Genomic DNA, 23,404 nt, shown 5'->3' with positions numbered 1-23,404 from the left:
TCCCCGTAGGGGTACGACTGCGCTACTTCGGCTACGCTGAGCACAAGTCAGGGCAAGCCGCTCACCGACCGGAAGATGAGTGAGAATAATAATTTCTAACTCCTAACTCCTAACTTATAACTACTGACCAAACTGATAAAATATACAATCTAAGGCAAAAATAAAATTTTTAATTCAAGCGGTATAACCGTTTTTTGCCCTAAATACAGGGAGCGATAATAAGGATAACAACTGTGAATCTGTCATCGTTAGGTTTTTTTCGCAGTTTACGTAAAGATAACCACCAATTTGCCGTAATTGGGTTAGGTCGTTTTGGTAGATCTGTTTGTTCGACATTGCACAATTTTGGTTATCAAGTCTTGGCAACAGATATTGATGAAAAACGAGTTTCCCAAGCATTGACTGAGGAAATAGTTGGTCATGCTTTGCAACTAGACTCTACCGAACCGGCTGCACTTAAAGAAGCTGGAATTTTTGAATTTGATACCGTAATTGTAGCGATTGGTAACTACGTTCAAGAAAGCATCATAACCACTCTAAATGTGAAAGAGGCTGGTGTACCCCATGTAGTTGCCAAAGCTTCTAGTGAAGTCCACTGTAAACTGTTACGGCGAGTGGGAGCAGATCATGTTGTTTTTCCTGAATACGAAGCGGGTTGTGCCCTAGCCCGTACACTTACTAAACCATCAATCTTAGATAGGTTTGACCTCGACCCAGATAACAGTATTGTAGAGTTAATTGTCCCTGATGAATTTCACGGCAGAACCATCACCGAACTTCAACTTCGCAACCGCTACGGCTTAAATTTGCTAGCGGTGAGTCAGGATGGTAAATTTCAAATTAATCCTGACCCCACCAAGCGTTTAGAACGTGGTTCAGCAATGGTAGTTATTGGCTGTAACAAAGATATCAATCGTTTGCCGATTTAAAGAAGTTGGGCATGGGGCAATACTCTTGGGTTAAGGACATTTATCTGTTGAGGCAGGCAGGAGGAGAAAAAAAGTCTCATCTGAACTGTATTGGGGCATGGGGCATGGGGAAGAGGATGGGGAGCAGAGGGTAAGGATAGCTCTTTCCCCTTTGCCCCTCTTCGTCCATTATCTCCCCACGTCCCCCACCTGACTTCCTCATAGCCCGTAACTGGGTGAACTATGGTTCAACCGAAACAGGTACATCACTGGCGCTAGCGGGTGTTTCATTAGGAGTTTCTGGTTGGTTTTGCGTCTGTGGCGCAGCTGTTTGTTCTAGATTATTTGTAGTATCTGGAGTCTGAGAAGGAGTACCAGTTTGATTAGCTTGAGGTTGCTGTTGGTCTTTTTTCTGGGCAATTTGCTGCATTAGCTGTTCAATTTTTTCAGCTTGTTCAATATTGCCTTGCTGACGATATTCGTTATGAGCACGTTTAAATGCTCCATTGGCTTTTTTGATGTCGCCCTGATTATATAAAGTTACTCCTAAGTTATAGTAAACTGAGGCATTTTTAGGATTTTGGCGAATAGCTTGGCGATAAACAGAAATGGCTTCAGCAGCTTGACCTTGAATTGCCAGCAAACTTGCCATATTGTTGTAGGCTGTGGCATTTTTCGGATCTAGTTGTAAGGCTTGGCGATAAGTAGCGATCGCCATCTCTATATTTCCTTGTTGTTGCAAGGCGATCGCTAAGTTAAAATAAGCGTTGGGGTTGGTGTTATCAAGATTAATTGCTTGCTGATATGCGGCGATCGCTTCCTGTAATTGTCCTTGTTCATACAATACCAAACCCAAGTTATATAAGGTTGTAGCGTTTGCCGGATTAATTACCAAGCTTTGGCGATAAGCAGTAATCGCTGCTTGTTTTTCTCCTTGTCGATGCAACACCAATCCTAAGTTGTAATAAGCTTCACCAAAATTGGGATGGATTTTAATTGCCTCTGCATATTCTTGCACAGCCTCATCCAACCGGTTTTGCTGCAAAAAGATATTACCCAGATAGTTACGTGCTGCACTCAGGTTAGAATCTTTCTGCAATGCTTGGCGAAAGGCGTATTCTGCACCCTGTAAATCGTTGCGGTTATAGCGTATAACTCCCTGTTGGAAGAAACTTGCTGCTTCTAAGTCTTGAGAAATCGCGTTTTCTGCTAGCAGCTTGCTTTCTGGGTGATTAATAATTGTCGGTGCAGCTAAGACCAAAAATACAGAGGAAGCAAACAGAAGTCTGAACAGGGGTTGCTGCTGACCAGAACTTCTGTAAAATGCCACCTTTAAAAACCAACGTAACCACTGATAAGATTGAGATTTTTTAGATACTAGTGGCATACTTGTACTTATGCTTGTATATTTATAAGTCAGAGTACCCACCAAAGCATCAAAAATTACAAATTAAAAATTAAGAATTTTTTACTCCCAAAGTATTGCACTTTTATAAAAATGCTTTTGTCATTACACTTCTTACTTTTATTGGGGAAAACGGTTAAGAAAAAATTTTTCCCTTTACCCTTTACAATCCAGTAACCAACGAATTTAAACTAACTGCTCTTTTACTTTCACCCCATCTCTTTTGATTATATAGGCCGGAACTCCAACAACAACACAGTTTGGAGGAACATCTTTGACTACAACTGCATTTGCCCCTACTTTTACACAATCATTGATAGTTACTTTACCAATCACTTTTGCTCCAGAACTTATCGTTACATTGTTACCAATTTTTGGGCAATCAGTTTTATTGGTATAGCCTATGGTTACCTGCTGATTAATCCAGCAATTTTCACCAATACTTTCTGCTGAAACTATAGTACTGAATCCATGTTGAATAAATAGGCCAGCACCAATATTATCACAGTACAAAAACAGGCTTGGGCACTCTTTATAAAAGATTTTTAAAGGTTGCATGAGAGCGAATCCAATGAAACCTCCTTTTTTAATTCTGTAATAATAAAGATTTCTAAACTCTGGATATTTGTAAAGTAAGTATAACAAATTTGCTAAATCAGAATTATTAGTTAAATCAACTATTTTTGCCCATCGCCTTATATCTATAAGGATCGTTTCTTTATTTTTAGTTACTAGAAACAATATAAGCATTGGAGAAATTAATATTTTTCCAATAGTTTTTGCTATTTGAATTATAAATTCACGCATAAGTTTACTCGCATTCAAAATTACAATTTCGTCATAAATAATGACATTTTATTGACAAAACTCTCAAGCTATAGGAATCCGGTTTGATTCCTGAAATTATTTGCGTAGATAGGCAAGAGGCAACGGTTTAGCTTTGCTCACCGTCCGGAGGCAAAAGGCAACAGGATTCTAAAAGATTAAGTGTACCTAGTTTTTTTCAAAAATAAAATATGAGTCCTATAACATCCAGCAGAATATACTGAAACTGGAAATTTAATTTTGTTGTTTACGAAAATTTATAGCTTTTCATAACAATTAAAACTCCAGGAATATTTCTAGAAAAATGGGAAATAATCGCAGCGTGCACATGAGAATTGAAGCTAACGCTATTACTCTTACCTTTGACTGAGCGCTGTTGCGGCTTCTGGTAAAATTAGCATTGCATCACCAAAGGAATAGAAACGATACCGTGAGGCGATGGCCTCATTATATATATTCAACAACCTTTGTCTACCAATCAGGGCGCTCACCAACATCAACAAACTGGAACGTGGCAGATGAAAATTCGTAATTAAACCATCAACTACGCGCCATTGGTAACCTGGATAAATAAACAAGTTTGTCTTACCACAAAATGGTTCTAAATGCCCAGATTGAGCCGCCCCTTCTAAAGCCCGTACTACTGTTGTCCCGACAGCAATAATTCTACCGCCAGCTGCTTTAGTGGCGAGGATTTGCTCTACTGTGGTTGCAGGAACTTCAATCCATTCTTCATGCATTTGATGGGTAGTTACGTCTTCCACTTCTACAGGGCGAAATGTGCCCACACCAACATGTAGCGTCACAAAAGCTTGATTAATTTGGCGATCGCGCAACTTTTGTAATAATTCTGGTGTAAAGTGTAATCCTGCCGTAGGAGCTGCGATCGCTCCCGGTTGTTGGGCATAAACTGTTTGATACTGCTCATCAGCAGCTTCAGAGGCAGTAATGTAAGGCGGTAATGGTACTTCACCAAAAACCTCTAACAGTTGTACCAAAGATTTTCCCTCTGGCACATCAAATTGCAACAAACGCCCCCCAGTCGCCGCGTCTGTTTCTAAAACCGTAGCCGTAAGTTGGGGACTAGGCAGTGGGGACTGGGAATTAGGGGCTAGGGAAGATTCTTCCCAATCCCTAATCCCCAATTGTCTGACTTCAAAAAAAATCTTCGCTCCGCGTTTAAAGCGTTTTCCTGGCTTGACTAAAGCTAACCAACAGTTATGTTGCCTCTCTTCCAACAGCAACACCTCGATTTGGGCACCAGTGGATTTATAACCATAAAGCCGCGCCGGAATAACTTTTGTATTATTCATTACTAATAAATCACCAGACCGCAACAGTGCAGGTAAATCACGGAAAATGTGGTTTAGGGGTGGTGTTTCGATGCCTGTAATGGGAGAATTAACCACCAATAACTGCGAGCTATCTCTAGGAAATGCTGGGTTTTGGGCAATTAGTTCTGGAGGTAATTCATAGTCATACCCAGCTACCGAGCAATCTAATTCCAAATCTGTTATTTGTGAACTCAAGGTGTTGTTCAAATTAAATTGTGATATGTTTTTCTTCATTTATTAGTATTTATACTGCTTTAAAAAAGTTGGTTTGAGCTTACGCTTATAAACAACTCCATGACATCATTGCTCAATTTTATTTCTATACCAGAAGATAGATCTTATTCGGTAACACGCAAAAATCAAAATAAAATTGGGTAAACCTCCCCATCTAAAAACGGGGGCTTTTACCCTACCGGGAACAAGCATAGATTTACGAATATAGATATGTAGGATTGGCTTTGATCCCAAGCACCAACAAACATGGAATACTTGTATTATTTGGCTAATGCCAGTCTAACTCTGAGGGTCGTTCAATACCTGCACGCCAGGCCCCAGACACCTGTTTCGTTCGTCACCGTAATTCATCAAATTGATGGCTGGGTCGTTAGGATCAAACTCAGAGGTCAAATCTCGCCTCAAGAAGATGGTGACTTTCGGGCTTTTCTAAATGAATTAGGAATTAGCTACGAGCCACCAATGAGGGTGCAAATGGCACTTTGGAGTTTGGAAGCGGGACAGTGCCCTGTGGATGTGATGCGTCGTTATCAGGTAGCGATAGTCTCTCATGGTAGCCCAGAGAGAGATGAAATCGAGGCTTTCCGGCAACAATTTGTCCGGGGCTTAGGCTACTGTCCAGAAACTTTGGCGTGATCCGATTTGGTTATCACACTAGTACAAAATTATTGGTCATTGGTAATCAAAATATTTTATCCGTTACCGATTAACCATTGTCATTATCAATATAAACAGTCGAAAGCTGCGGGAATATATTCTTGCAGCTTATACTCATATCCAGCTGCTAATGAAGTAGCGAGAGCTTTTTGAGTAGCTGTAACCCCAGCGATCTTTTTTGATATTTCCTGAGAGTAGACAATGGCAACATCAAATCGGCAGGGGTAATCTGCTTTTTCAGGGTACTGGGCTAAAAATATTCCAGCTGTACGCGAAATTTTGGCTTGCTTTTGTGGGGTAATTGCACTTCTGCCCCCTGCATCCCAATTGCCCGAACTGCGCGTTTTCACTTCAACAAATGCCAGTATTGGCTGGAGAGTCAGGAGTAAGGAGTTATTCTCCTTGTCCCCTTGTCTTTTTTGCTCTCCACCTCCTCCAGAATGTTCGGCGATAATATCAATTTCTCCCCAGGGGCAAGAAAAGCGACGATGCAGAATTACCCAACCTGTAGATTGCAACCATTGGGCTACTAAGTCTTCTCCAAAATGACCAGATTTTAGATAATGAGATGGAGGAAGGTTAGTCATTGACTAAAAACATCATGAATTCCATGAATTCTAGGTTAAGCGATCGCATAACAGTTTCTAAGCTCAACTCATCCCATAATGAGTTGCGGTTGGAGCGTAAAAGATATTATTGGATTTGGGCAAGCATACTCAGCTTATTTTTTTGGGGAATAGTTGGCGTCACAGTAACCGTGGGTTTGGCTCCCACCGCTTTAGCACTCGAATATAACAAAGAAATTTTGGTCGAAGCTGATTTTTCAGGGCGTGATTTAACAGACTCCAGCTTTACCAAAGCTAATCTTCGCCAGAGTAACTTCAGCCATGCTAATTTAAGCGGTGTCAGTTTCTTTGCAGCAAATTTGGAGTCTGCGAATTTAGAAGGCTCTGACTTGAGAAATGCAACTCTAGACTCAGCTCGCTTCATCAAAGCAAATTTGACAAATGCAATATTGGAGGGGGCGTTTGCTGCTAACACCAAGTTTGATGGTGCAATCATTGACGGAGCAGATTTTACGGATGTCCTGCTGCGTCCAGACGAACAAAAAAAATTGTGCAAAGTCGCCAAAGGCACTAATCCAACTACAGGACGAGATACGCGTGACACGTTGTTTTGTCCATAGGGAATGGGGAAGGGAGTAGGGGATAGAAAATAGGGAATAGGGAGTGGGGGGAGATGCGGTTCGGCTCCGCTCACCGGCCGCCAGATGAGGGAGATAATAATAACTCCTAATTCCTCACTCGGCACTCCCCACTCCCCATTCTCCTACCAACCACGAGCGCCAATCTTTTCACAGACAAATTGCATTCCTTTGCCTGGTGAAGAATCTGCGACAAAAGGTATTTCTCCTGTTTCTTTATCCTCTTGAAGTAGCTCTCCCTCTGAACCGTAAATCGCTATGCGATTGAGAAAAAGCCGCGATTCTGTACACGATGCATCGAATGTAGTCTCGAAGACGCCATCTCCATAGATGCCATAAAGTTTGTATGTTGTGCCCTTAATGGTTTTTGTGTCCAGAGCTATGCTGTTTCCTAACTTATCGTGACCTACAGTAACATACCTTTGTGTATCTTGGGCGATCGCTATGTCAACACCTTCGGCAACCGCTACACCACTGCTTAAGAAAATAGCGATCGCTCCCATAATGCCGCCTATCTTAAAAGACATACAATTTAAAAATATAAGATTTCATCTATTTCTACTCGCAATCCAAGGGATTTTGACACTGTACAAGCACTGAAATCAAGACATAGCAAGGTGTTATAAGTTGTTCGCCTTAATGTTTTAACTTATCTTTCTTTTGTTACTTTAGGGAGAGCAAAATTATGGCAGTCGCAGGCTGGCTAACTTGTTCGTCATGAAAATTAGCCCCTTCCCTACTTATTGTAAGGAAAGGGCTAAACTCACTTTCAGATTGAATTACGAATTAATATCCGCCTTCTTCTTCGTATTCTGGCTGTCTTTCTTTGACTTTCTTGGGAATATTCACTGGTTTTGGCGCATCTTCCCAAGCATCACCTTCTACGTCGTCATAATCATCGTAATCTTCAGCGTATGGCTTGGTATAAGGCTGGGGTTCAGGCTTTAGCGGTTGTTTATATCTGTCGCTACCGCTTGCTTCACTCCAGTTATCTTCTTCATCGTCTTCTTCGTATTGAATAGACTCATACTGCCGCGCCTTCATAACTTGACGTTGTGGCCTGACTTCTTCCACATAGTCTTCTGTCCATTCTTCTTCCCTGGCTACAGGTTCAGGAGCGCGGACTCTCGCCTTGGGTGGCTGCAATGGCACTCCACTTGGCAGCTGATTGCTTGGTGCAACTTGGCGTGGTGGAGTGTAGCCGTATTCTTCTTCTGCGTCTCGCTCCCACGGTGCTTTGCCGATACCCAAACGCTCTAGGAAACCGACTGTCAACTGGTTCACCCGTTCTTCGGCTCCCTCAAACACAATCAAGCGATTGGGGCCTGTGCTGACGATTTCATCCACCGAGAACTCGTAAGTACTCACGAATTGGTCAGGGATTTGGGGCAATCCTAATGAGGCAATAACTATAGATTCAAGTTTACCTGTTTCGCCGTTGAATTTGAAGCCCCGAACTTTGCCTAATACTTCACCTGTTTCTGTGATGACTTCCCAGTTGATGAGGTTGCTGAGAGATTCAACTTCAATATCTTCAATTACATCTTCGTTATCAACTAGGATGACATCACCAATTTGGTTGATGGTGTTGAGGTACATATAGCGCGGTATGCCCGAAATAGAGATCAGGCTGTCTCGCAAACCAAGAGCCACAACCTCTCGCTGATCGATATCTACCCAGACTTGACTGACGATTCCTAGCCGCTTGCCGTTGTCGCGGGTAATTACCTGGGTATTTAATATGTCGGAACGCCTAATTATTTGTTCAGAGGTCATTCTATACCGAGTCCTGATCTCGAATCCGGTTTGTATATACACTATTATTAACAAAAACTCAAGCAGATGTATTGGATGATTGTAATTTAATCCCCAAAACTTGAGTGTAAGCTCCTCGTGCTTGAGTAACGCCAATTGTGCGTTCGGCTGATTCTATCATCGGACGACGCAAACTAACAACTATAAATTGCGCTTGTTGTGACTGTTGTTTAATCATTCTAGCTAATCGCTCTACGTTTGCTCCATCCAAGAACATATCCACTTCGTCAAAGGCGTAAAATGGCGATGGGCGGTAGCGTTGTAGGGCAAAGATAAAGCTCAAGGCTGTGAGTGATTTTTCTCCCCCAGACATGGAAGCTAGGCGCTGTACTGGTTTACCTTTGGGATGGGCAACTAAATTCAGTCCGCTGCTAAATGGATCTTCGGGATTTTCTAGTTGTAGGTAACCGTCACCATCGGAAAGGACTGCAAAAATTGATTGGAAGTTTTCATTGACGGCATCAAAAGCTTCTTTAAAGGCGAGTTGCCGCAATGTGGTAAAGTTTTCAATCCGCAAAAGTAATTCCGTGCGTTCCCCTTCTAGTGTCTCTAATTTTTGCGTTAGTTCTTGGAGGCGGTTTTGGGTGCGTTCGTATTCTTCCAAAGCCAGCATATTCACAGGTTCCATTGCCTGCAAGCGTTTGGCGAGCGATCGCAATTCTTTCTGCAATTCTTCCAAGTCTACCTTATCTGGAACTTCCGGCAACGGATCGGGTAATTCTGCTCCCACATCACGCAACTGACTTTGCAGTGCAAGTAGTTCTTCCCGCCGCTTTTCTTGGGTTTCTTGGAGCTTTTGGATTTCCCATTCTAATTGTTGTTGGCGCAAAAGTTGTGATCGCACTTCCTGTTCTGTAGTGTCGCGTTTTTGTTTTTGTTCGCCCAGTTTTTGCTCCATTTGGGTCAAGGATAAACGGGTTTGGGTGATTTGGTCGTTTATCGTTGTGATTTGGGTGGAGACGTGATGAATCGCGTCTCTACAAGAGGTTTGTTGGGTTTCGTATTCAGTGATTCGGGTTTCTGCTTCTTGGGTTTTTTCTTGGAGGCGCTGTTGTTGGTTTTCTAAATTTTTTAATTTTTGTTCGGCTTCCCTGAATGCTGCTTCGCGTTGTTGTAATTGTTGCTCTTGAATTTTAATGGTTGCTTGGATTTGTTGCCATTCACTAGGAGTTTGAGAGGCTTCCAACTCTGCTAACGCATGTCGTAATTGTTGCAGTTGAGTTTCTTGTCCTGGTAATTCGCGCTGCAAAACTTCCAGGCGAGATTGAGCGACCGCTAATTTCTCGCTGTTTTGGACTAATTGCGATCGCGTTCCTTCTAATTGTGTTGTTAAATTTTTAATATCTTTGTGCAACTGTTCCAATTGCAACTGTTGTTCGCGCCGCGCCTGTCGGGTTTCTGTGAGTTCTTGCGTCAATTGTTTGGTTCTGCTTGACAAAGTGGCGATCGCTTCAGTGCAACGCTCTAAAATTCGCTCAATGTCCACCAAACGATTTTTTAAACCAATAACTTCATCAGATTCCGCCGCTTCACCGGTACCAAACCGCAACGCCGAACGTTGAGTGTTGCTTCCACCAGTCATTGCACCGCTGGTTTCTAACAATTCCCCATCTAAGGTGACAATGCGGTAGAGTCCTAAATTTTTCCGGGCTTGTTCGAGAGTCGCAAACACGACGGTGTTACCGAAAACATAGCTAAATACATCTTTGTAACGGCGATCGCAATCAACTAAGTTCACAGCATAGTTAACGAAGCCGCTAGCAAAACGCAACGTTGCATCTTGAGTAAATTTCGCAGCAGAAATTTTATTTAGCGGTAAAAAAGTCGCCCTCCCAGCACGTTTTTGTTTGAGCAATTCAATACCCGCTGCGGCAATACTGTCATCTTCCACCACAATATGTCCCAAACGTCCACCAGCGGAGATTTCCAAAGCTAGCTGATAGCGGGGTTCTACTCGTCCTAACTGGACAACCAAGCCGCAAACACCAGGCATTCCTGATTGTAAAATTACTTTACTCGCTTGAGTGCCCTGGACTTCTTGCTGTGCTTGCGCCTGGGCTTCTAATTTATCTAACTGACGTTGTTTTTCCCGTTGTTCGGCAAGTAACCGCTTTTGGGTTTCTTGCTGAATTTGCAATTCTTGTTCCGTAGCTGAAAGGTTTTGGGCTAAATTTTGAATTGGTTCGCTAGAAGCATTAAATTCCGTTTCAATTCGACTACATTCAACTTGTTTTGCGGCTAATTCCGGTTCATCGCGTGCAATTAGCTGAGTTTGCTCTTGGATAAGTTGCTGTAACTGGTTATTGCGTTCCCTGAGTTGTGCTTGTTCTGTGCGTTGCGGTTCCAGAGTTTGCAGCAAAGTTTCAATTTGACGGTTATACGCCGTTTGTTGCTGCACCCACGCCTCCGAAGCCGAGGCGATTTCTGCGGCTGCTTCGCGGGAGGTTTCTAAAGCTTGTTGTGCTTCATTCCTTTGCTGTTGTGAAGAGGCGATGAATCGCGTCTCTACAAGTTGGGTTTCGGAAATTTGTTGTAGGGTATGGTGGTGTTGTTGAATCTCTTGCTGAGTTTGAGTTAGACGCTTGGCAGTTTCTTGGTAAGTTGTTTGTAATTCCGTTTGCTGACGCAACAATTGTTTGCGTTCCGCCTCTTGGGTAGCGAGGGTAGATTGTACCGCCAGAAGTTCGTCTTCTCCCAATGCTTTCACATGGGCATTGAGTTCTTCAAGTTCCGCAGTTTTTTGGACAATCTCCGAACTTAAAGTTGTGAGTTGCGTATTGAGTTCGCCAGAATTACGATCGCCAGTTTGAATTTCACCAACCAACTTTTCTTGGTGTGCTTGCAGCGAACGCCATGATAAAACAGCTTCCCAAGATTGCTTGGCGAGAAATTCCGCCCGGAGTTTTTGATACTTCTCAGCTTTAGCACGATCTTGAGAAAGGCGATCGCGTTGTGCAGTTAATTCCGTCTCAATAATCCGACAGCTATCTTCCTTCTCCTTCACCTCATCCAAAGTAGACTTCGCTTGATTAATCTTGCGATCGAACGCCGCCACCCCCGCCAACTCATCAATAATTTCCCGCCTCTCCCGTGCATTCATCGAAATAATACTGGTGACATCCCCCTGTAACACCACGTTGTAGCCTTCAGGATAAACCCGGAGATTACTTAATTCGTCATGCAACTCCGTTAGCGTACAACTTACACCATTGATATAGTAATTCGACGTATAACTCCCCTGGTGAGTGACTCGCAACTTTCTAGTGACACTCCACTCCGACAATTTTGGATTTTGGACTTCAGCTACGCTCAATCGAGCGACTTTAGATTTTGGATTTTCTTCCCCTGCTTCCCCTGCTTCTTCTACTTCCTCACTTTGTGCCTTTGCGTCTTTGCGTGAGACTTCATCCGACAAATCAAACGTCACCGTCACACTAGCCTCAATGGCAGCCCGCGCCTTTGCCGTTTGAGTATTATTCACCAAATCCGGCAAGCGATCGGCTCGCATTCCTTTAGAACTAGAGAGTCCCAAACAAAACAGCAGCGCATCGAGAATATTTGATTTACCCGAACCATTTGGCCCAGATATGACAGTAAACCCCGGCAGCAGAGGGACTGAGGTAGTACCGCCGAAGGATTTGAAGTTGGTAAGTTCCACGCGCTTGATATGCACCATAGGGCGCTGGTTCACTGGGCTAATGGCTATTGAAGAACAAGTGTATCAACTAATTCAAGATCCGCAAGAGGGTAAGAGAATAATTGAGGATTATTAAACCACACCAAGCAAGAAAGAACGCAGAGGAAGAAAATCTAAAATCCAAAATCGTTCGACTGAGTGAAGCCGAAGTCCAAAATTGCCAGCGCGTTCAATATTCCGTTTTTGAATGTCCTTTATCAACAAATATATTGAGTCATCTTTTAGTGACGCGCTGGCTACCTTTACTGAAAGTCAGCGAAGATAATCTGCGCGTCTATTCTATTGATGCAACAGAAAAACCGCAAGTGCGAGTATATGGCAGTACCACACCTTATGAAGTGCCAGATTATTTAATTTTGTAACAATTGTGATTTGGAATCAAGAAGGCTAAGTAGATGCACAAAAATATTTACAGTCATTGCGTACCCCTCCGGGGAAGCAAGCTAAGCGCAGCGTCTCGTAGAGAAGCAATCGCAAACGTTTGGGATTGCTACACTACACTACATTTCATTTCGCTCGCAATGACATAAATAATTTTGCGTAACTTATTTTTTCACACCTTCAACTTTTGCTTCTACCTTCACCGTTTTCACACCTTGAACTTCCTTAGCCAAGGTTTCAGCTTTTGTGAGTTCTTCAACAGAAGTCGCTGTACCTTTGAGGATAATTTCAGTCTCTTTGCTTTCCACTTGTAACTTATTCCCTGGTAAGCTTTGATTCAACTTTTTACTGACTTCAGTTTTTAAATCACTCTTATTTTTTGTTGCTGCGGTTTTTAGAGAATCGGTTTTAACTTTACCCTGTGTAGTAGGTGACGTAACAATGGTTGGTTGTGCTGGAACATTAACAGTTTTATCGATAGTTGGATTTGTTTGGGAAGCTGGTGTTGCTGGTGCTTGGGACGCTTCATTGGTAGTGTTAGGAGTTTCGGAACCAGTTTTAGTAGCTTCTTGACAACCAACAGCACCAATTACCAGAATGCCACTAACTAGAAATAGAATTAGTTTTTTCATTATTTGTCTCCGAATTCAGTACTTGAAGCGATTAATTAAGCTGTGTGTTGTGATGAGGAGCAAATGTTAAAAATTTGTCATTAGCTCTTAGTTATTTGTCCTTTGCAAATGACTAATGGCTAATAAATTAATATTTTGCAGCCAGTTTTGACAAAAACTAATTCAATTTTCCGGCGCTGCTAACCAGGATAGCTTTGCATATAGCCTGTAGCTCTGTGTCAATTAAACGTAGATGCTGATTAGCTCTTTCAATGGTAGACTATGCCACCCCACAGTGGTGATTCGATGTTATCAGATTTGATCAAATTTGGCGATGTTTACAACAACCTCGTGTATGCAACTCAAAATTTCAGCGTTTTTGCAATTCTCTGCCAGCAAAATTACCAACAAAATGCTACTTTAAAAAACTATGGCTTGCTGACAATGCCCAAAATACCAGGAAATATTAGCCAATGCCTTACCTTACTTCTACCCGCGAAATTCGCGCTATTGTCGCTGAATATACTCATGCTAAAACGCTGTGGATGGATACAGAAGTGGCTGACTATAAAAGCCGTAATCCCAAGTTGTCGCTGATTCAGGTGTTGGATAATCCTCATGATATGAGTGGCGATCGCGTTTATCTTTTAGATGTCCTAGATCAGCCTGATATTATAGCTGAATTTATTGAAGAAATCATGTTAAATTCTACTATTGAAAAAGTTTTTCATAATGCCAGTTACGATCTAAAATTCCTCGGTAATAAGAAAGCAAAAAATATTACTTGTACTTTAGAAATTGCTAAGAAAATTCCCTATTATCTCTTGCCATTACCAAATTACCAACTGCAAACTTTAGCGACTGCACTTTGTAGTTTTAACAATATCGACAAACAACAACAACAAAGCGATTGGGGAAAACGTCCCCTCACTGAAGAACAAATAGAGTATGCTTACCTAGATTGTATTTATTTAGCTCAAATTCACTCAAATTTGTTAGAATTACAAGCCCAAGCTAACCCCGATCCTGCAACAGAAGATTTAAGAATACTCAGTGCTAGATACTCGCAAATTGAGCAGCAATACAAGTTCTTGAATTCAGAATTTGAGCATTTGCAAGAACGTATCAAAAAAGCTATGCAAGCCCAGAATATATCTGAAACTGCTGATTACAAGCTCAGTAGTTATGAGCGTACCACAATCAAAACTACGTTTACAGAATTAGCAAATCTAGCACAAACTCAAGGTATTGATTTAGATTTTCCCATTACACTAACTCAGAAACTGCAAAAAGATTTGGGGCAAAATCTAGAACAATTGTCTGTGGATATTGACAAAACTACCGCTTGGCGGCTAAGTCCCAAAACTCAAGATACTGAAACGGAGAATGAGTAACAGATGCGATAAATTAATGAGTAACAGACGCAATGAATCGCCGTCTCTACAAAAGACTATAAAATTTCTGGCGTTGCTGAGTAGAAATATGAATTTGTATCACGCAGAGGCGCAGAGTCGCAGAGAGTAGGAGTTGAGAAGAGTTGATTTTTTAATTTCATATTTAAATTCAGGAACGCCAAATCTCTTTATTTCTCTCTGCGCTCTCTGTGCCTCTGTGCTTTATAAGTTATTTATTTAACCGCAGAGGCGCAGAGGGCACAGAGATAAGAGGTTAGAGAGAAACTTATTTTCAAGAATTTTTATCCACGTTGAAAGGGCTAGCCTTAAAATTTATAAAATTTATTGAAAGCTGTATCAAAAGTTAGAATAATTATTTTGCTAAAGAATTAAAATCTAGATTTTGGGATTAGTTTATTTCAGGTGTTCTCAAAAAATAATCAACGGGTCAATCACCAGATTTTCTTGTTCTGACTTCTGAATTGGTGAATTGGTGAATTCTTCTTCAAGTTAGTTTATCTTAACTTATGATACGGCGTTTATTTAGGCAAAAGCGAACAAGGGTAAATAAAGTATTTACCATAGCTATTTTTACTACATTGACGGCAATTAGTAGCGTTTCTTGCAGTAAAAATGACAATGTATTGATTACAGAAATCGGAGTTAATCCACCTACCCGTCGTTCAGCTATCAGAAACAAAGCTGAGGCATTCTATGTTCAGGGAAAAAATCAGCATGTTAACGGCGATTTGCAAGCAGCGATCGCTTCCTATGGCAATGCGATTAATGAAAATTCTGAATATGTCGCTGCTTACAACGGCAGGGGATTAGCCTATTTTGATTTGGGAGATAAAGAAAAAGCGATCGCAGATTACAATCAAGCGCTACGTATCAATCCCAACAACGCCGAAGCCTACAATAACCGAGGAAATGCCCGCGCCTCACTCGGAAATAACCGAGAAGCAGTTAAAGATTACAGTGAAGCGATTCGCCTAAATCCCAACTACGCCGAAGCTTACAACAACCGAGGAAATGCCCGCGCCTCATTAGGTGAACAAAACAGGGGAATAGATGACTTTGACCAAGCCATCGCCCTCAATCCCAGATATGTTATTGCCTACAATAATCGGGGAAATGCCCGTGCTGCCAATGGAGATCCACAAGGAGCGATCGCAGATTACAATGAAGCGATTCGCCTCAATTCTAACTTTGCCCCTGCCTACAATAACCGAGGAAATGCCCGCGCCAAAAATGGAGACAAGGAGGGGGCACTAAAGGATTTGGAACAAGCAGCAAATATCTTTCAAACTCAAGGTAACAATGATTTATACCAACAAGTGACGAAAAATATCAAAGAACTTGGGCAGTAGGGACTGGGGATTGGGGACACTTCTCTTCTCTACGAGACGCTCCGCGTAGCTTGCTTCCCCGTAGGGGTACGACAAGCTCAGTGCATTGCTGGGGACTGGGGATTGGGGATTGGGGACTGGGTAGATGAGGAGATAGGGGGAATAACTAATGCCCAATGCCCAATGCCCCATGCCCTATTCTTCAATAATTGGCGTACGCAGGTCTTCTACCAAGGCTTGGATTTCTGCTGGCGGGGGTGGTGTTAGACGAGAAACTACTAGGGTAACTATGAAGTTGAGAATCATGCCCAAAGTACCAATTCCTTCGGGAGAAACACCAAAAAACCAGGGTTGCACGCCGCCAAATTTGACGCTGACAATGTAGATGATGGTAAAAATTAAACCCGTCAACATACCAGCGATCGCACCTTCAGAATTGGTGCGTTTGTCGAAAATTCCCAGGAAAATCACTGGAAAGAAGCTAGCTGCGGCTAAACCAAAGGCAAAAGCCACTACCTCACTGACAAATCCTGGCGGATTCACCCCAAAATATCCGGCAAGGACGAGGGAAAAACCTACCATGATGCGTCCGACAAACACCCGTTTTTGTTCTGAGGCGCTTGAATCTACTATGCGGTAGTAGATATCGTGGGCGATGGAACTGGAAATTACCAGCAATAAACCGGATGCTGTAGACAATGCAGCAGCCAAGCCGCCAGCCGCGACTAAACCAATTACCCAAGGAGGAAGGTTAGCTACTTCTGGGGTGGAAAGCACAATGATGTCTCGGTCAATGTTAATTTCATTGGTGTCTTTCTTGGGGGTCAACTGCAAACGCCCATCTTTATTTTTGTCTTCAAAGCTTAGCAGTTTCGTTTTTTCCCATTTGGTCGCCCAGTCTAGCTGCTGCACTTCTGCAACTGTGTGATTATGCAGGGAATCAATCAGGTTATAGCGGGCAAACATCGAGAGGGCGGGAGCAGTTGTATAAAGAATGGCAATAAATAACAGTGCCCAACCAGCGGAAAACCGGGCTGCACGCACACTCGGTACTGTATAGAACCGCACTATAATATGGGGCAAACCAGCTGTACCTACCATCAAGGCAATAGTGGTAAACAGCACATCCACCATAGACTTATTAACAAATGGCTCAGTATACTGCTTAAACCCCAGGTCAAGCTGGATTTGATTGAGTTTGTCAGCAACGTTACTGAAAGTAAATGCTAGTTGGGGAATAGGATTACCAGTGAGAAACCAAGCAATGGCGATCGCTGGAATCAGGTAAGCAACAATCAATACCCCGTACTGCGCTACTTGTGTCCAGGTGATGCCTTTCATGCCGCCCAACACTGAGAAAAAGCCGACGATTATCATACCGATAATCACGCCTGTATTAATATCTACTTGTAGGAAGCGGCTAAAAACAATGCCCACACCCCGCATTTGTCCAGCAACGTAGGTGAGGGAAACGAAAATAGCTGCAACTACAGCTACCAAACGAGCGATATTAGAGTAGTAGCGATCGCCTACAAAATCTGGCACTGTATACTTACCAAATTTCCGCAAGTAGGGAGCTAGCAATAATGCCAGTAGTACATAGCCACCAGTCCACCCCATTAAAAAAATAGAACCGTCGTAGCCCAAAAAAGAAATCAGCCCCGCCATAGAAATAAACGAAGCTGCGGACATCCAGTCAGCAGCCGTAGCTGCACCATTAGCAATTGAGGGTATCCCCTGACCTGCTATGAAGAAATCTTTAGTATTTTCGACTCGTGATTGCCAACCAATATAAATGTAGGCGACGAAGGAAAGTCCAACTATTACAATAGTCCAAAGTTCAACTGACACAGTTTTTCCTCACTTCCTGAGATTGTATTCGTCGTTTTGCTTGCTGGGATTGTATTTGCGGTCTAGCTTGTCCATTTGGAACGCATAAATGAAAATCAATGCCACAAATGTCAAGATTGATCCTTGCTGCGCCATCCAAAACCCAAAGGGTACGCCAAAAAACCGTATTGTATTCAAAGGTTGAACCAACAAAATACTGAAAACGAGCGAGACCAATGCCCAGACAATTAAAAGATTACGAATTAAAGCAGTATTAGCACGCCAATAAGAACGGCGCTGATCTTCATCCATTGTTGTTTATCGTCACTGCGTTAGTGCATCAAAATAATACCAAGAAGCCGTTATTATGCTGTATGGTAATGTATTAATTTTTATATTTAGTCAATAAGATTTAATTTTAAGTATAAAAAAATCAGCAAATCGCTCCAATAAAATCTTCTATCCCCTGTGAAATTTTATCAATCAAACAATTCATAGTCACAAGCCAGGAGTCTAAATTATAAATTCTATACAAAACATTTAAAGTTTTTTACGTAGTAATTACCAGGATACAAATACCAACAGATGCTAGTAAATGCTTTTTTGTAGATTATGCCAGCTATTATTCGTCATACAAGAAGTTATTTTTAATTTAAAAATATACCAAAACTTACTGGAGCTTACACTTAGTTATTTTAATAACATAGATTATTGAAACCGGATTATTGTCCAAGTAAATACTACTAAAAAATAGTAAATATGATACAAAAATTACGCATTGAAGAGTGACGAAAATTTTCATCATTAGTGCGAGAAAGCTTACTTGAACATAGCCTTGGTAAAAATATCTCTTCAAGAATGCGAAAAGCACCAATTTGCGTTTGTAGATATAGATTGATCTACAAAAATGAGATACGCCCTTTAATTTAGCCCAGAAAAAGCCCAAATTTCAGCTTCTACCATACCACGAGCCGGAATATATGTTTATTGAAACGCTGTTTACAGAGCCGATTTATTTTTTCAGAATCATTATAATTGTTATATTTTCCATCACTTTGCACGAACTTGCTCACGGCTGGGCTGCAATGAGTCAGGGAGATAACACTCCCCAAAAAACCGGTCATCTCACCCTCAATCCTGTAGTTCACATGGGCAAGGAATCGATTATCTTTCTCTGTCTCATGGGTATAGCTTGGGGACAAATGCCTGTCAACCCCTCTAAATTTCGCTCTCCCAAGCTGGGCAATATTTTGGTATCGGCAGCTGGGCCATTATCAAATCTGGCTTTAGGCATTCTATTTATCGTAGTGCTTAAACTTCTCGGGAACTTAAGTCTTTCAGGACTATTCAGTGTGGAATTTATTTACCTAGCAGCTCGAATCAATTTGATTTTATTTCTGTTTAATCTCTTGCCAATTCCACCACTTGATGGCTTTCATGTCTTCAGTGAAATTTTCCCTAAGTTAAAGCCATTAGAAAATACCCAATTCGGGCTATTTGCAATGATGCTTCTATTTATAATTCCGGAATTTGGGATAGGGCTTAGTAGCATTGCTGATTTAGTTATCCGCTCAGCAATTGGGGTAGAGTCATTAAGTTTTTAGCCCAATAGTTGAAAGCCAGAGAACCCCGACTTTTTTGATAAGTCGGGGATTTTGTTGTTTACAAATGATTTAGAATTGCTACGTTTTTACTGTAATATTCAGTTTTTGTATAGATGCCGATCATACTATCACCAACTGCAAAAAAAGTACCTTGTTGCTCGTTTTTAGAAAATTGCAAATTTGGATATTTGGCAGCAGCTTCTTGAGCAGTCATAGCTTTTGCCGACATTTGTTCTGGCAATACTCCAGTAGACCCGATGTAAAATACCAAAGGAGAAATCTTGTCTTGGTAGATTTTTTCTATATATTGCTCTAGCTTGCTATTTGCCGCTGTTAATGCTGCAACCATTTCTTCTTTATTGATTTGCTTGCCAGCTTGTTTATCTTGCAACAACTGTGCCAAACTCTCAGCACCAACTTTTCTGAGAATACCTGCAACTAAGCCATTTTGCTCAAGACCAAGAAAATCATCAAAAATCGGTTTCATCAATTCGTCAACTTTTGTAATCTTAGTGCGTGACGACAATAGCCGATGTCTAACAGCGAGATTCTGATTAAATGCCATCTCAAAACTCGCCTTGGTGATAATTTCTCCAGTATCTTTATCATAAAGACGATACATTCTATTCAGAAATTTGTTAGCCGAATGCAACTTGCTCAAGTTAAGAATATCTTGGCTACCGATATCAATTTTATAACTCAATCTTGATTCCAAAGTCCCATTAGCTAAAGCTTGATGAATGTCTGTATATTCATTAGTTGTCGGAAAATTGATGTAAATATTCTTAGATAGATAGTGTTTTTTAAACTCATCTAACTGTTCTGCTACAAATATATCTGACTCCTTTTTCAAGTGAGCAGAAATAATACTAGTAAGTACTTTAATTTCTGCAATTTGATTGAATAGTCCATCAATACTGCTGTAATGGCTATCAGCAGTTACAAGCGGCAAGCTATCTAGCTGGATGGTATATTCAGTACGAAAGTCAAAATATTTGGCATCCAACACGCCTTTTCCTTTAAGCAACTCAAAAGCTTTTTTGCTACTAATTTTGACTTGCAAGGATTTGACGTTGATTTTGCCGTCACTAACAATAGTATAGTTGTTAAAACTATTGAGGTCATTGACTAGCAAACCTGCTACCTCAAAAGTGGGAGTTTGGTCTGCTAATTTGGCAAGTTTGACTTTACGTTTGATTAGCATATTAATAGTAGCGGTATTGCGATTAAAGTGAAATTCGCCCATACCAACATACTCAGCATTATCTATATTTTCTGTTCGCAACCAAGGTTGGATTAGTTCTCCTTTTTCGTCTCTCACACCTCTAACACGCTTGACACTTGTTCTTTGATAATCTTCTTGCAGATGCTTGATGCTGACAATAATATTGTTGCGATATTCTGCAAAAATTTGAATTAGTTCTACTAGAGAAAATTGATTATTTTTCATTTTGCCACCTTCCATGAAAGCTACACTGAAATATGTTATTTAAGCTGTAAAAAATTCAACTTTAAGCACACAATAAATCGATGCCAAATATATATTAAAATTGGCAGATAACGTACAAATATTGTGCGATCGCAATTACATTCACGAACTAGCCACGAAACACGTTCGGTTCAAACTTTGGGCATTTTCAGGTTACATACCCACCCGATATTCATACCTTTATAGTACATAAGTACTATAAAAATGTCAAGTCGTGATGTCTATGAGTCATATCAATTAAGTAAAACCGACAACTGCTGTTAATTTGAAATACGGTAGCGTTCAGCAATATCTTCACAAACTGCGGCATAAATTCATAAATTTTGCTGAGGCGATCGCCAATTGAATTCAACAACAATAGTGATAGTAAGTTACAAATTTGATGAGATTTAAACAAATCATCAAAGTTAGGTTTTATTAATTGAGTAGAGACAAAATAATGAAAAATAAACTATTGTTTGCTGGTATTTTCATGGCAACTTGGATAGGAACATTAATCCCCAGTGCTTTTGCGGCTTCACCTTGTTCTGTGGGACAAAAAGCAGAGGTTCTTTGGAAAGGGACATGGTATCCAGTAACAGTATTAGATATTGATGATAATCAGTGTTATGTTACTTACGACGGTTATGATAGCTCTTGGGATGAGTGGGTTGGAACTTCACGTTTTCGGGCATCATTTGAAGTTGGTGATGTTGTGAGAATTCTATGGAAGAATGAATGGTATCAAGGGCGAATTTTAGATGTTAGCAATAATCTTTATAAAATTACTTATGATGGCTACGATAGTTCTTGGGATGAGTGGGTTGAACCTGCACGAGTCAGCAGATAACTAATATTTGATTTTTATAAAGTTGCGAGGGACGATTTCCATAGGTGAAATCGTCTCTTAATTTTTTGATCAAAAGGCGTCGGGAAAATCCATTGCTTTTAAGGATGGGATGAAAGGTAGATTAGGCTCCGGGTTTGAAATAATCAAAAAGGCGATCGCCTGAATCAGCACGAATCAATGCTACAACTACATCTGGTAAGGCAGCTAAACTAGGGTAAACTATATAACGGGGTTCCCAACGAGGGCGGAACTTCTCTTTGTAGCTGTGTAATCCCTGAAAGTTGTAGAAGTGATTTAAATGTTCATAAAGATAATGCAATACTTTCTCTAAACGGCGTGATTCTGGATTATCTCCAACTCCAGCCAAAGCAGAAAGCCCAAAATTGAAGCTATCGTAACCATATTCTTTAAAATGCTGGAGCATGGAAATAAACAAAAAGTCCATTATGCCATGTTCTATAGACGGGCGATGCCGCATCAGATCGATAGTTGCTTCATTAACTTGATACTCTGGGATAATATTCGCAAAGGCGCTAATCTGGCCTTCCGGACTATGCACCACAGCAATCTCGCACTCTCGCAGATATGCTTCGTCAAACCAACCTAAAGAAAAGTGTTTTTCCGAACCTTGCACCATCCTTAGCCATTCATCACTCACAGGTTTGAGTAAGTGCAATAAATCATTGTCAATTGGTGGTTGGTAAAAGTTAATTCGGTATCCTAGTTTTGTTAAACGATTGATTGATGGTCTAAAGTTTTTACCGGCTTTACCTTGTAATGTAAAACTTTTCAAGTCAACGATCGCTTCTTCTCCAATTTTGAGTACATGAAATCCTAACGATTTGTAAATTTCAATGTCATCAGGTAAAGTTTGATAAAAAGCAGGATACCAATCATTGCGTTGACAAAACTGTTGGAAAGCAATAATTGTCTCTTTGCGGTCTTCAATCGGCCCTATGGGATCTCCTAAGGCGATCGCACCTCGTCCTTTGGGAACATAAGCGATTAAACTTTTACCAGAGGGACTGAAATAATAACTTTTATCATTTAATAATGTCAAAGCTGCTAAAGAAGAACATCCATATTCTTCGACAATTTCTTTAGCTTTTTGTCTTTCATTTGCAGTTGCTAAGTTACGCCAAAACACCGGTTGTAACAGCATGACCACCGCGTATGTAATAGTAACTGCTGCAATAATATAGATTGAATTCGCAAAAAATTCTCCAAATCGACTCTTTGGTTGCAGTCCCCAATTATCCTCAGTGAAGAACATTGCCAAAGTTTGAACTACAGCTTCACGCCAATTAAAATTCTCCGAAAACTTGCCGTCTAGTACATAAAATCCAATAGTTCCATATGCCAAGGTAAACAATAAAGCACCAATCAAAACTCGGACTCCCTGTGCAATGGAAGGACGGTCTGATTGCGCTGTAAAAATATGGCGCATCAGAATTAATTGCACTAGCAAAACTCCAGAGAGTAGACTTTCTTCATAGTCCAATCCTTTCAGCAAGTGGCTGAAGATGGAAATTACTAGCAGACCAATAGTCAGTAACCAGGCTATTTTTTTTCTACGTAATAAATTAGTAGCAAGTGTCAGTAAAACAAACCCAGTTAGTGCGGCAAAAATATGACCAGTTGCACGAATTTCAAATGGTAAAAATTCCTTTAACCAGTGATTTCGCCCGTACAGGTTAGGTGTTACTGCTGATAATAAATTTACTACTCCAACTAAACCTGTAAGGAATGCTGCACTCCAAAGTGCAATCTGAGTTTTTAAGTTATTAGTCATTAGTCATTAGTCATTAGTCATTAGTCATTAGTCATTAGTCATTAGT

General features: G+C 41.0%; 21 protein-coding genes. 8 read left to right on the top strand and 13 right to left on the bottom strand.

What is annotated here, in order from left to right; translation table 11 throughout:
* Positions 1 to 233: 233 nt before the first annotated feature.
* Positions 234 to 929, top strand: a complete 696-nt coding sequence (locus ACM0OY_RS30905) for a potassium channel family protein (RefSeq protein WP_096536031.1) — start codon at positions 234 to 236, stop codon at positions 927 to 929.
* Positions 930 to 1,149: 220 nt separating this feature from the next.
* On the opposite strand, the gene ACM0OY_RS30900 is transcribed toward ACM0OY_RS30905, so the two are convergent.
* From ACM0OY_RS30900 to queA, 3 genes are all read right to left on the bottom strand, one after another.
* Entirely contained in the window at positions 1,150 to 2,295 is a 1,146-nt protein-coding gene (locus ACM0OY_RS30900) for a tetratricopeptide repeat protein (protein ID WP_414572589.1), read from the bottom strand.
* A gap of 204 nt (positions 2,296 to 2,499) precedes the next feature.
* Positions 2,500 to 3,120, bottom strand: coding sequence for a serine O-acetyltransferase (locus ACM0OY_RS30895; RefSeq protein ID WP_414572588.1), 621 nt, complete (start codon positions 3,118 to 3,120; stop codon positions 2,500 to 2,502).
* Between the two features lie 374 nt (positions 3,121 to 3,494).
* Positions 3,495 to 4,706, bottom strand: a complete 1,212-nt coding sequence (gene queA / locus ACM0OY_RS30890; RefSeq protein ID WP_414572587.1) for a tRNA preQ1(34) S-adenosylmethionine ribosyltransferase-isomerase QueA — start codon at positions 4,704 to 4,706, stop codon at positions 3,495 to 3,497.
* A 246-nt stretch (positions 4,707 to 4,952) separates the two neighbouring features.
* Between queA and ACM0OY_RS30885 the strand changes: the two genes are divergently transcribed.
* Positions 4,953 to 5,342, top strand: a complete 390-nt coding sequence (locus ACM0OY_RS30885) for a hypothetical protein (protein ID WP_414572586.1) — start codon at positions 4,953 to 4,955, stop codon at positions 5,340 to 5,342.
* Positions 5,343 to 5,428: 86 nt separating this feature from the next.
* Here the strand turns inward: ACM0OY_RS30885 and ACM0OY_RS30880 are convergent, their stop codons facing one another.
* Entirely contained in the window at positions 5,429 to 5,950 is a 522-nt protein-coding gene (locus ACM0OY_RS30880; RefSeq protein WP_414572585.1) for a YraN family protein, read from the bottom strand.
* A 23-nt stretch (positions 5,951 to 5,973) separates the two neighbouring features.
* On the opposite strand from ACM0OY_RS30880, the gene ACM0OY_RS30875 reads away from it, so the two are divergent.
* Positions 5,974 to 6,549: a pentapeptide repeat-containing protein gene (locus ACM0OY_RS30875; protein WP_414572600.1), complete on the top strand. Its 576-nt coding sequence runs from the start codon at positions 5,974 to 5,976 to the stop codon at positions 6,547 to 6,549.
* A gap of 143 nt (positions 6,550 to 6,692) precedes the next feature.
* Here the strand turns inward: ACM0OY_RS30875 and ACM0OY_RS30870 are convergent, their stop codons facing one another.
* The 3 genes from ACM0OY_RS30870 to smc all read right to left on the bottom strand — a co-directional run bounded on the left by ACM0OY_RS30870 (position 6,693) and on the right by smc (position 12,058).
* Entirely contained in the window at positions 6,693 to 7,094 is a 402-nt protein-coding gene (locus tag ACM0OY_RS30870; protein WP_414572584.1) for a hypothetical protein, read from the bottom strand.
* Between the two features lie 259 nt (positions 7,095 to 7,353).
* On the bottom strand, positions 7,354 to 8,343 hold the full coding sequence (locus ACM0OY_RS30865) for a PRC-barrel domain-containing protein (protein WP_414572583.1): 990 nt from the start codon (positions 8,341 to 8,343) through the stop codon (positions 7,354 to 7,356).
* Positions 8,344 to 8,401: 58 nt separating this feature from the next.
* Complete coding sequence (gene smc / locus ACM0OY_RS30860) at positions 8,402 to 12,058, bottom strand: chromosome segregation protein SMC (RefSeq protein WP_414572599.1); 3,657 nt, start codon at positions 12,056 to 12,058, stop codon at positions 8,402 to 8,404.
* An 83-nt stretch (positions 12,059 to 12,141) separates the two neighbouring features.
* On the opposite strand from smc, the gene cas2 reads away from it, so the two are divergent.
* On the top strand, positions 12,142 to 12,441 hold the full coding sequence (gene cas2, locus ACM0OY_RS30855) for a CRISPR-associated endonuclease Cas2 (RefSeq protein WP_414572582.1): 300 nt from the start codon (positions 12,142 to 12,144) through the stop codon (positions 12,439 to 12,441).
* 183 nt (positions 12,442 to 12,624) lie between these two features.
* On the opposite strand, the gene ACM0OY_RS30850 is transcribed toward cas2, so the two are convergent.
* Positions 12,625 to 13,092 (bottom strand): BON domain-containing protein, encoded by a 468-nt coding sequence (locus ACM0OY_RS30850; protein WP_414572581.1) that lies wholly within the window; start codon positions 13,090 to 13,092, stop codon positions 12,625 to 12,627.
* A 452-nt stretch (positions 13,093 to 13,544) separates the two neighbouring features.
* Here ACM0OY_RS30850 and ACM0OY_RS30845 point away from each other — a divergent pair, with 452 nt between their 5' ends.
* Entirely contained in the window at positions 13,545 to 14,465 is a 921-nt protein-coding gene (locus ACM0OY_RS30845) for a ribonuclease D (protein ID WP_414572580.1), read from the top strand.
* Positions 14,466 to 14,992: 527 nt separating this feature from the next.
* On the top strand, positions 14,993 to 15,835 hold the full coding sequence (locus ACM0OY_RS30840; protein ID WP_414572579.1) for a tetratricopeptide repeat protein: 843 nt from the start codon (positions 14,993 to 14,995) through the stop codon (positions 15,833 to 15,835).
* Positions 15,836 to 16,009: 174 nt separating this feature from the next.
* On the opposite strand, the gene ACM0OY_RS30835 is transcribed toward ACM0OY_RS30840, so the two are convergent.
* Entirely contained in the window at positions 16,010 to 17,665 is a 1,656-nt protein-coding gene (locus ACM0OY_RS30835) for a sodium:solute symporter family protein (RefSeq protein ID WP_414572578.1), read from the bottom strand.
* Between the two features lie 9 nt (positions 17,666 to 17,674).
* Positions 17,675 to 17,956 (bottom strand): DUF4212 domain-containing protein, encoded by a 282-nt coding sequence (locus tag ACM0OY_RS30830; protein ID WP_414572577.1) that lies wholly within the window; start codon positions 17,954 to 17,956, stop codon positions 17,675 to 17,677.
* Between the two features lie 668 nt (positions 17,957 to 18,624).
* On the opposite strand from ACM0OY_RS30830, the gene ACM0OY_RS30825 reads away from it, so the two are divergent.
* Entirely contained in the window at positions 18,625 to 19,248 is a 624-nt protein-coding gene (locus tag ACM0OY_RS30825) for a site-2 protease family protein (RefSeq protein ID WP_414572576.1), read from the top strand.
* 58 nt (positions 19,249 to 19,306) lie between these two features.
* Here ACM0OY_RS30825 and ACM0OY_RS30820 read toward each other — a convergent pair whose 3' ends face one another.
* Both ACM0OY_RS30820 and ACM0OY_RS30815 read right to left on the bottom strand, forming a co-directional pair.
* Entirely contained in the window at positions 19,307 to 20,698 is a 1,392-nt protein-coding gene (locus tag ACM0OY_RS30820; RefSeq protein ID WP_414572575.1) for a hypothetical protein, read from the bottom strand.
* A gap of 235 nt (positions 20,699 to 20,933) precedes the next feature.
* A complete protein-coding gene (locus ACM0OY_RS30815) occupies positions 20,934 to 21,095 on the bottom strand; it encodes a hypothetical protein (RefSeq protein WP_414572574.1) in 162 nt (53 codons plus the stop codon).
* An 81-nt stretch (positions 21,096 to 21,176) separates the two neighbouring features.
* Between ACM0OY_RS30815 and ACM0OY_RS30810 the strand changes: the two genes are divergently transcribed.
* A complete protein-coding gene (locus tag ACM0OY_RS30810) occupies positions 21,177 to 21,566 on the top strand; it encodes a Tudor-knot domain-containing protein (protein ID WP_414572573.1) in 390 nt (129 codons plus the stop codon).
* A gap of 121 nt (positions 21,567 to 21,687) precedes the next feature.
* On the opposite strand, the gene ACM0OY_RS30805 is transcribed toward ACM0OY_RS30810, so the two are convergent.
* Positions 21,688 to 23,358 carry a phosphatidylglycerol lysyltransferase domain-containing protein gene (locus ACM0OY_RS30805; RefSeq protein ID WP_414572572.1) on the bottom strand — a complete coding sequence of 557 codons (1,671 nt, stop codon included), beginning with the start codon at positions 23,356 to 23,358 and terminating at the stop codon, positions 21,688 to 21,690.
* Positions 23,359 to 23,404: the final 46 nt, after the last annotated feature.

The organism is Nostoc sp. CCY 9925 (assembly GCF_963920935.1).
Classification (GTDB): domain Bacteria; phylum Cyanobacteriota; class Cyanobacteriia; order Cyanobacteriales; family Nostocaceae; genus Nostoc.
Note: the sequence above shows the minus strand (reverse complement) of the source record. Positions and strands in the feature narration are given on the sequence as shown.

Coding starts and splice junctions, on each gene's coding strand:
- ACM0OY_RS30900 (WP_414572589.1), bottom strand. CDS start 2,295: ATGCCACTAGTATCTAAAAAATCTCAATCTTATCAGTGGTTACGTTGG.
- ACM0OY_RS30895 (WP_414572588.1), bottom strand. CDS start 3,120: ATGCGTGAATTTATAATTCAAATAGCAAAAACTATTGGAAAAATATTA.
- queA (WP_414572587.1), bottom strand. CDS start 4,706: ATGAAGAAAAACATATCACAATTTAATTTGAACAACACCTTGAGTTCA.
- ACM0OY_RS30885 (WP_414572586.1), top strand. CDS start 4,953: ATGGAATACTTGTATTATTTGGCTAATGCCAGTCTAACTCTGAGGGTC.
- ACM0OY_RS30880 (WP_414572585.1), bottom strand. CDS start 5,950: ATGACTAACCTTCCTCCATCTCATTATCTAAAATCTGGTCATTTTGGA.
- ACM0OY_RS30875 (WP_414572600.1), top strand. CDS start 5,974: ATGAATTCTAGGTTAAGCGATCGCATAACAGTTTCTAAGCTCAACTCA.
- ACM0OY_RS30870 (WP_414572584.1), bottom strand. CDS start 7,094: ATGTCTTTTAAGATAGGCGGCATTATGGGAGCGATCGCTATTTTCTTA.
- ACM0OY_RS30865 (WP_414572583.1), bottom strand. CDS start 8,343: ATGACCTCTGAACAAATAATTAGGCGTTCCGACATATTAAATACCCAG.
- smc (WP_414572599.1), bottom strand. CDS start 12,058: ATGGTGCATATCAAGCGCGTGGAACTTACCAACTTCAAATCCTTCGGC.
- ACM0OY_RS30850 (WP_414572581.1), bottom strand. CDS start 13,092: ATGAAAAAACTAATTCTATTTCTAGTTAGTGGCATTCTGGTAATTGGT.
- ACM0OY_RS30845 (WP_414572580.1), top strand. CDS start 13,545: ATGCCTTACCTTACTTCTACCCGCGAAATTCGCGCTATTGTCGCTGAA.
- ACM0OY_RS30840 (WP_414572579.1), top strand. CDS start 14,993: ATGATACGGCGTTTATTTAGGCAAAAGCGAACAAGGGTAAATAAAGTA.
- ACM0OY_RS30830 (WP_414572577.1), bottom strand. CDS start 17,956: ATGGATGAAGATCAGCGCCGTTCTTATTGGCGTGCTAATACTGCTTTA.
- ACM0OY_RS30825 (WP_414572576.1), top strand. CDS start 18,625: ATGTTTATTGAAACGCTGTTTACAGAGCCGATTTATTTTTTCAGAATC.
- ACM0OY_RS30820 (WP_414572575.1), bottom strand. CDS start 20,698: ATGAAAAATAATCAATTTTCTCTAGTAGAACTAATTCAAATTTTTGCA.
- ACM0OY_RS30810 (WP_414572573.1), top strand. CDS start 21,177: ATGAAAAATAAACTATTGTTTGCTGGTATTTTCATGGCAACTTGGATA.
- ACM0OY_RS30805 (WP_414572572.1), bottom strand. CDS start 23,358: ATGACTAATAACTTAAAAACTCAGATTGCACTTTGGAGTGCAGCATTC.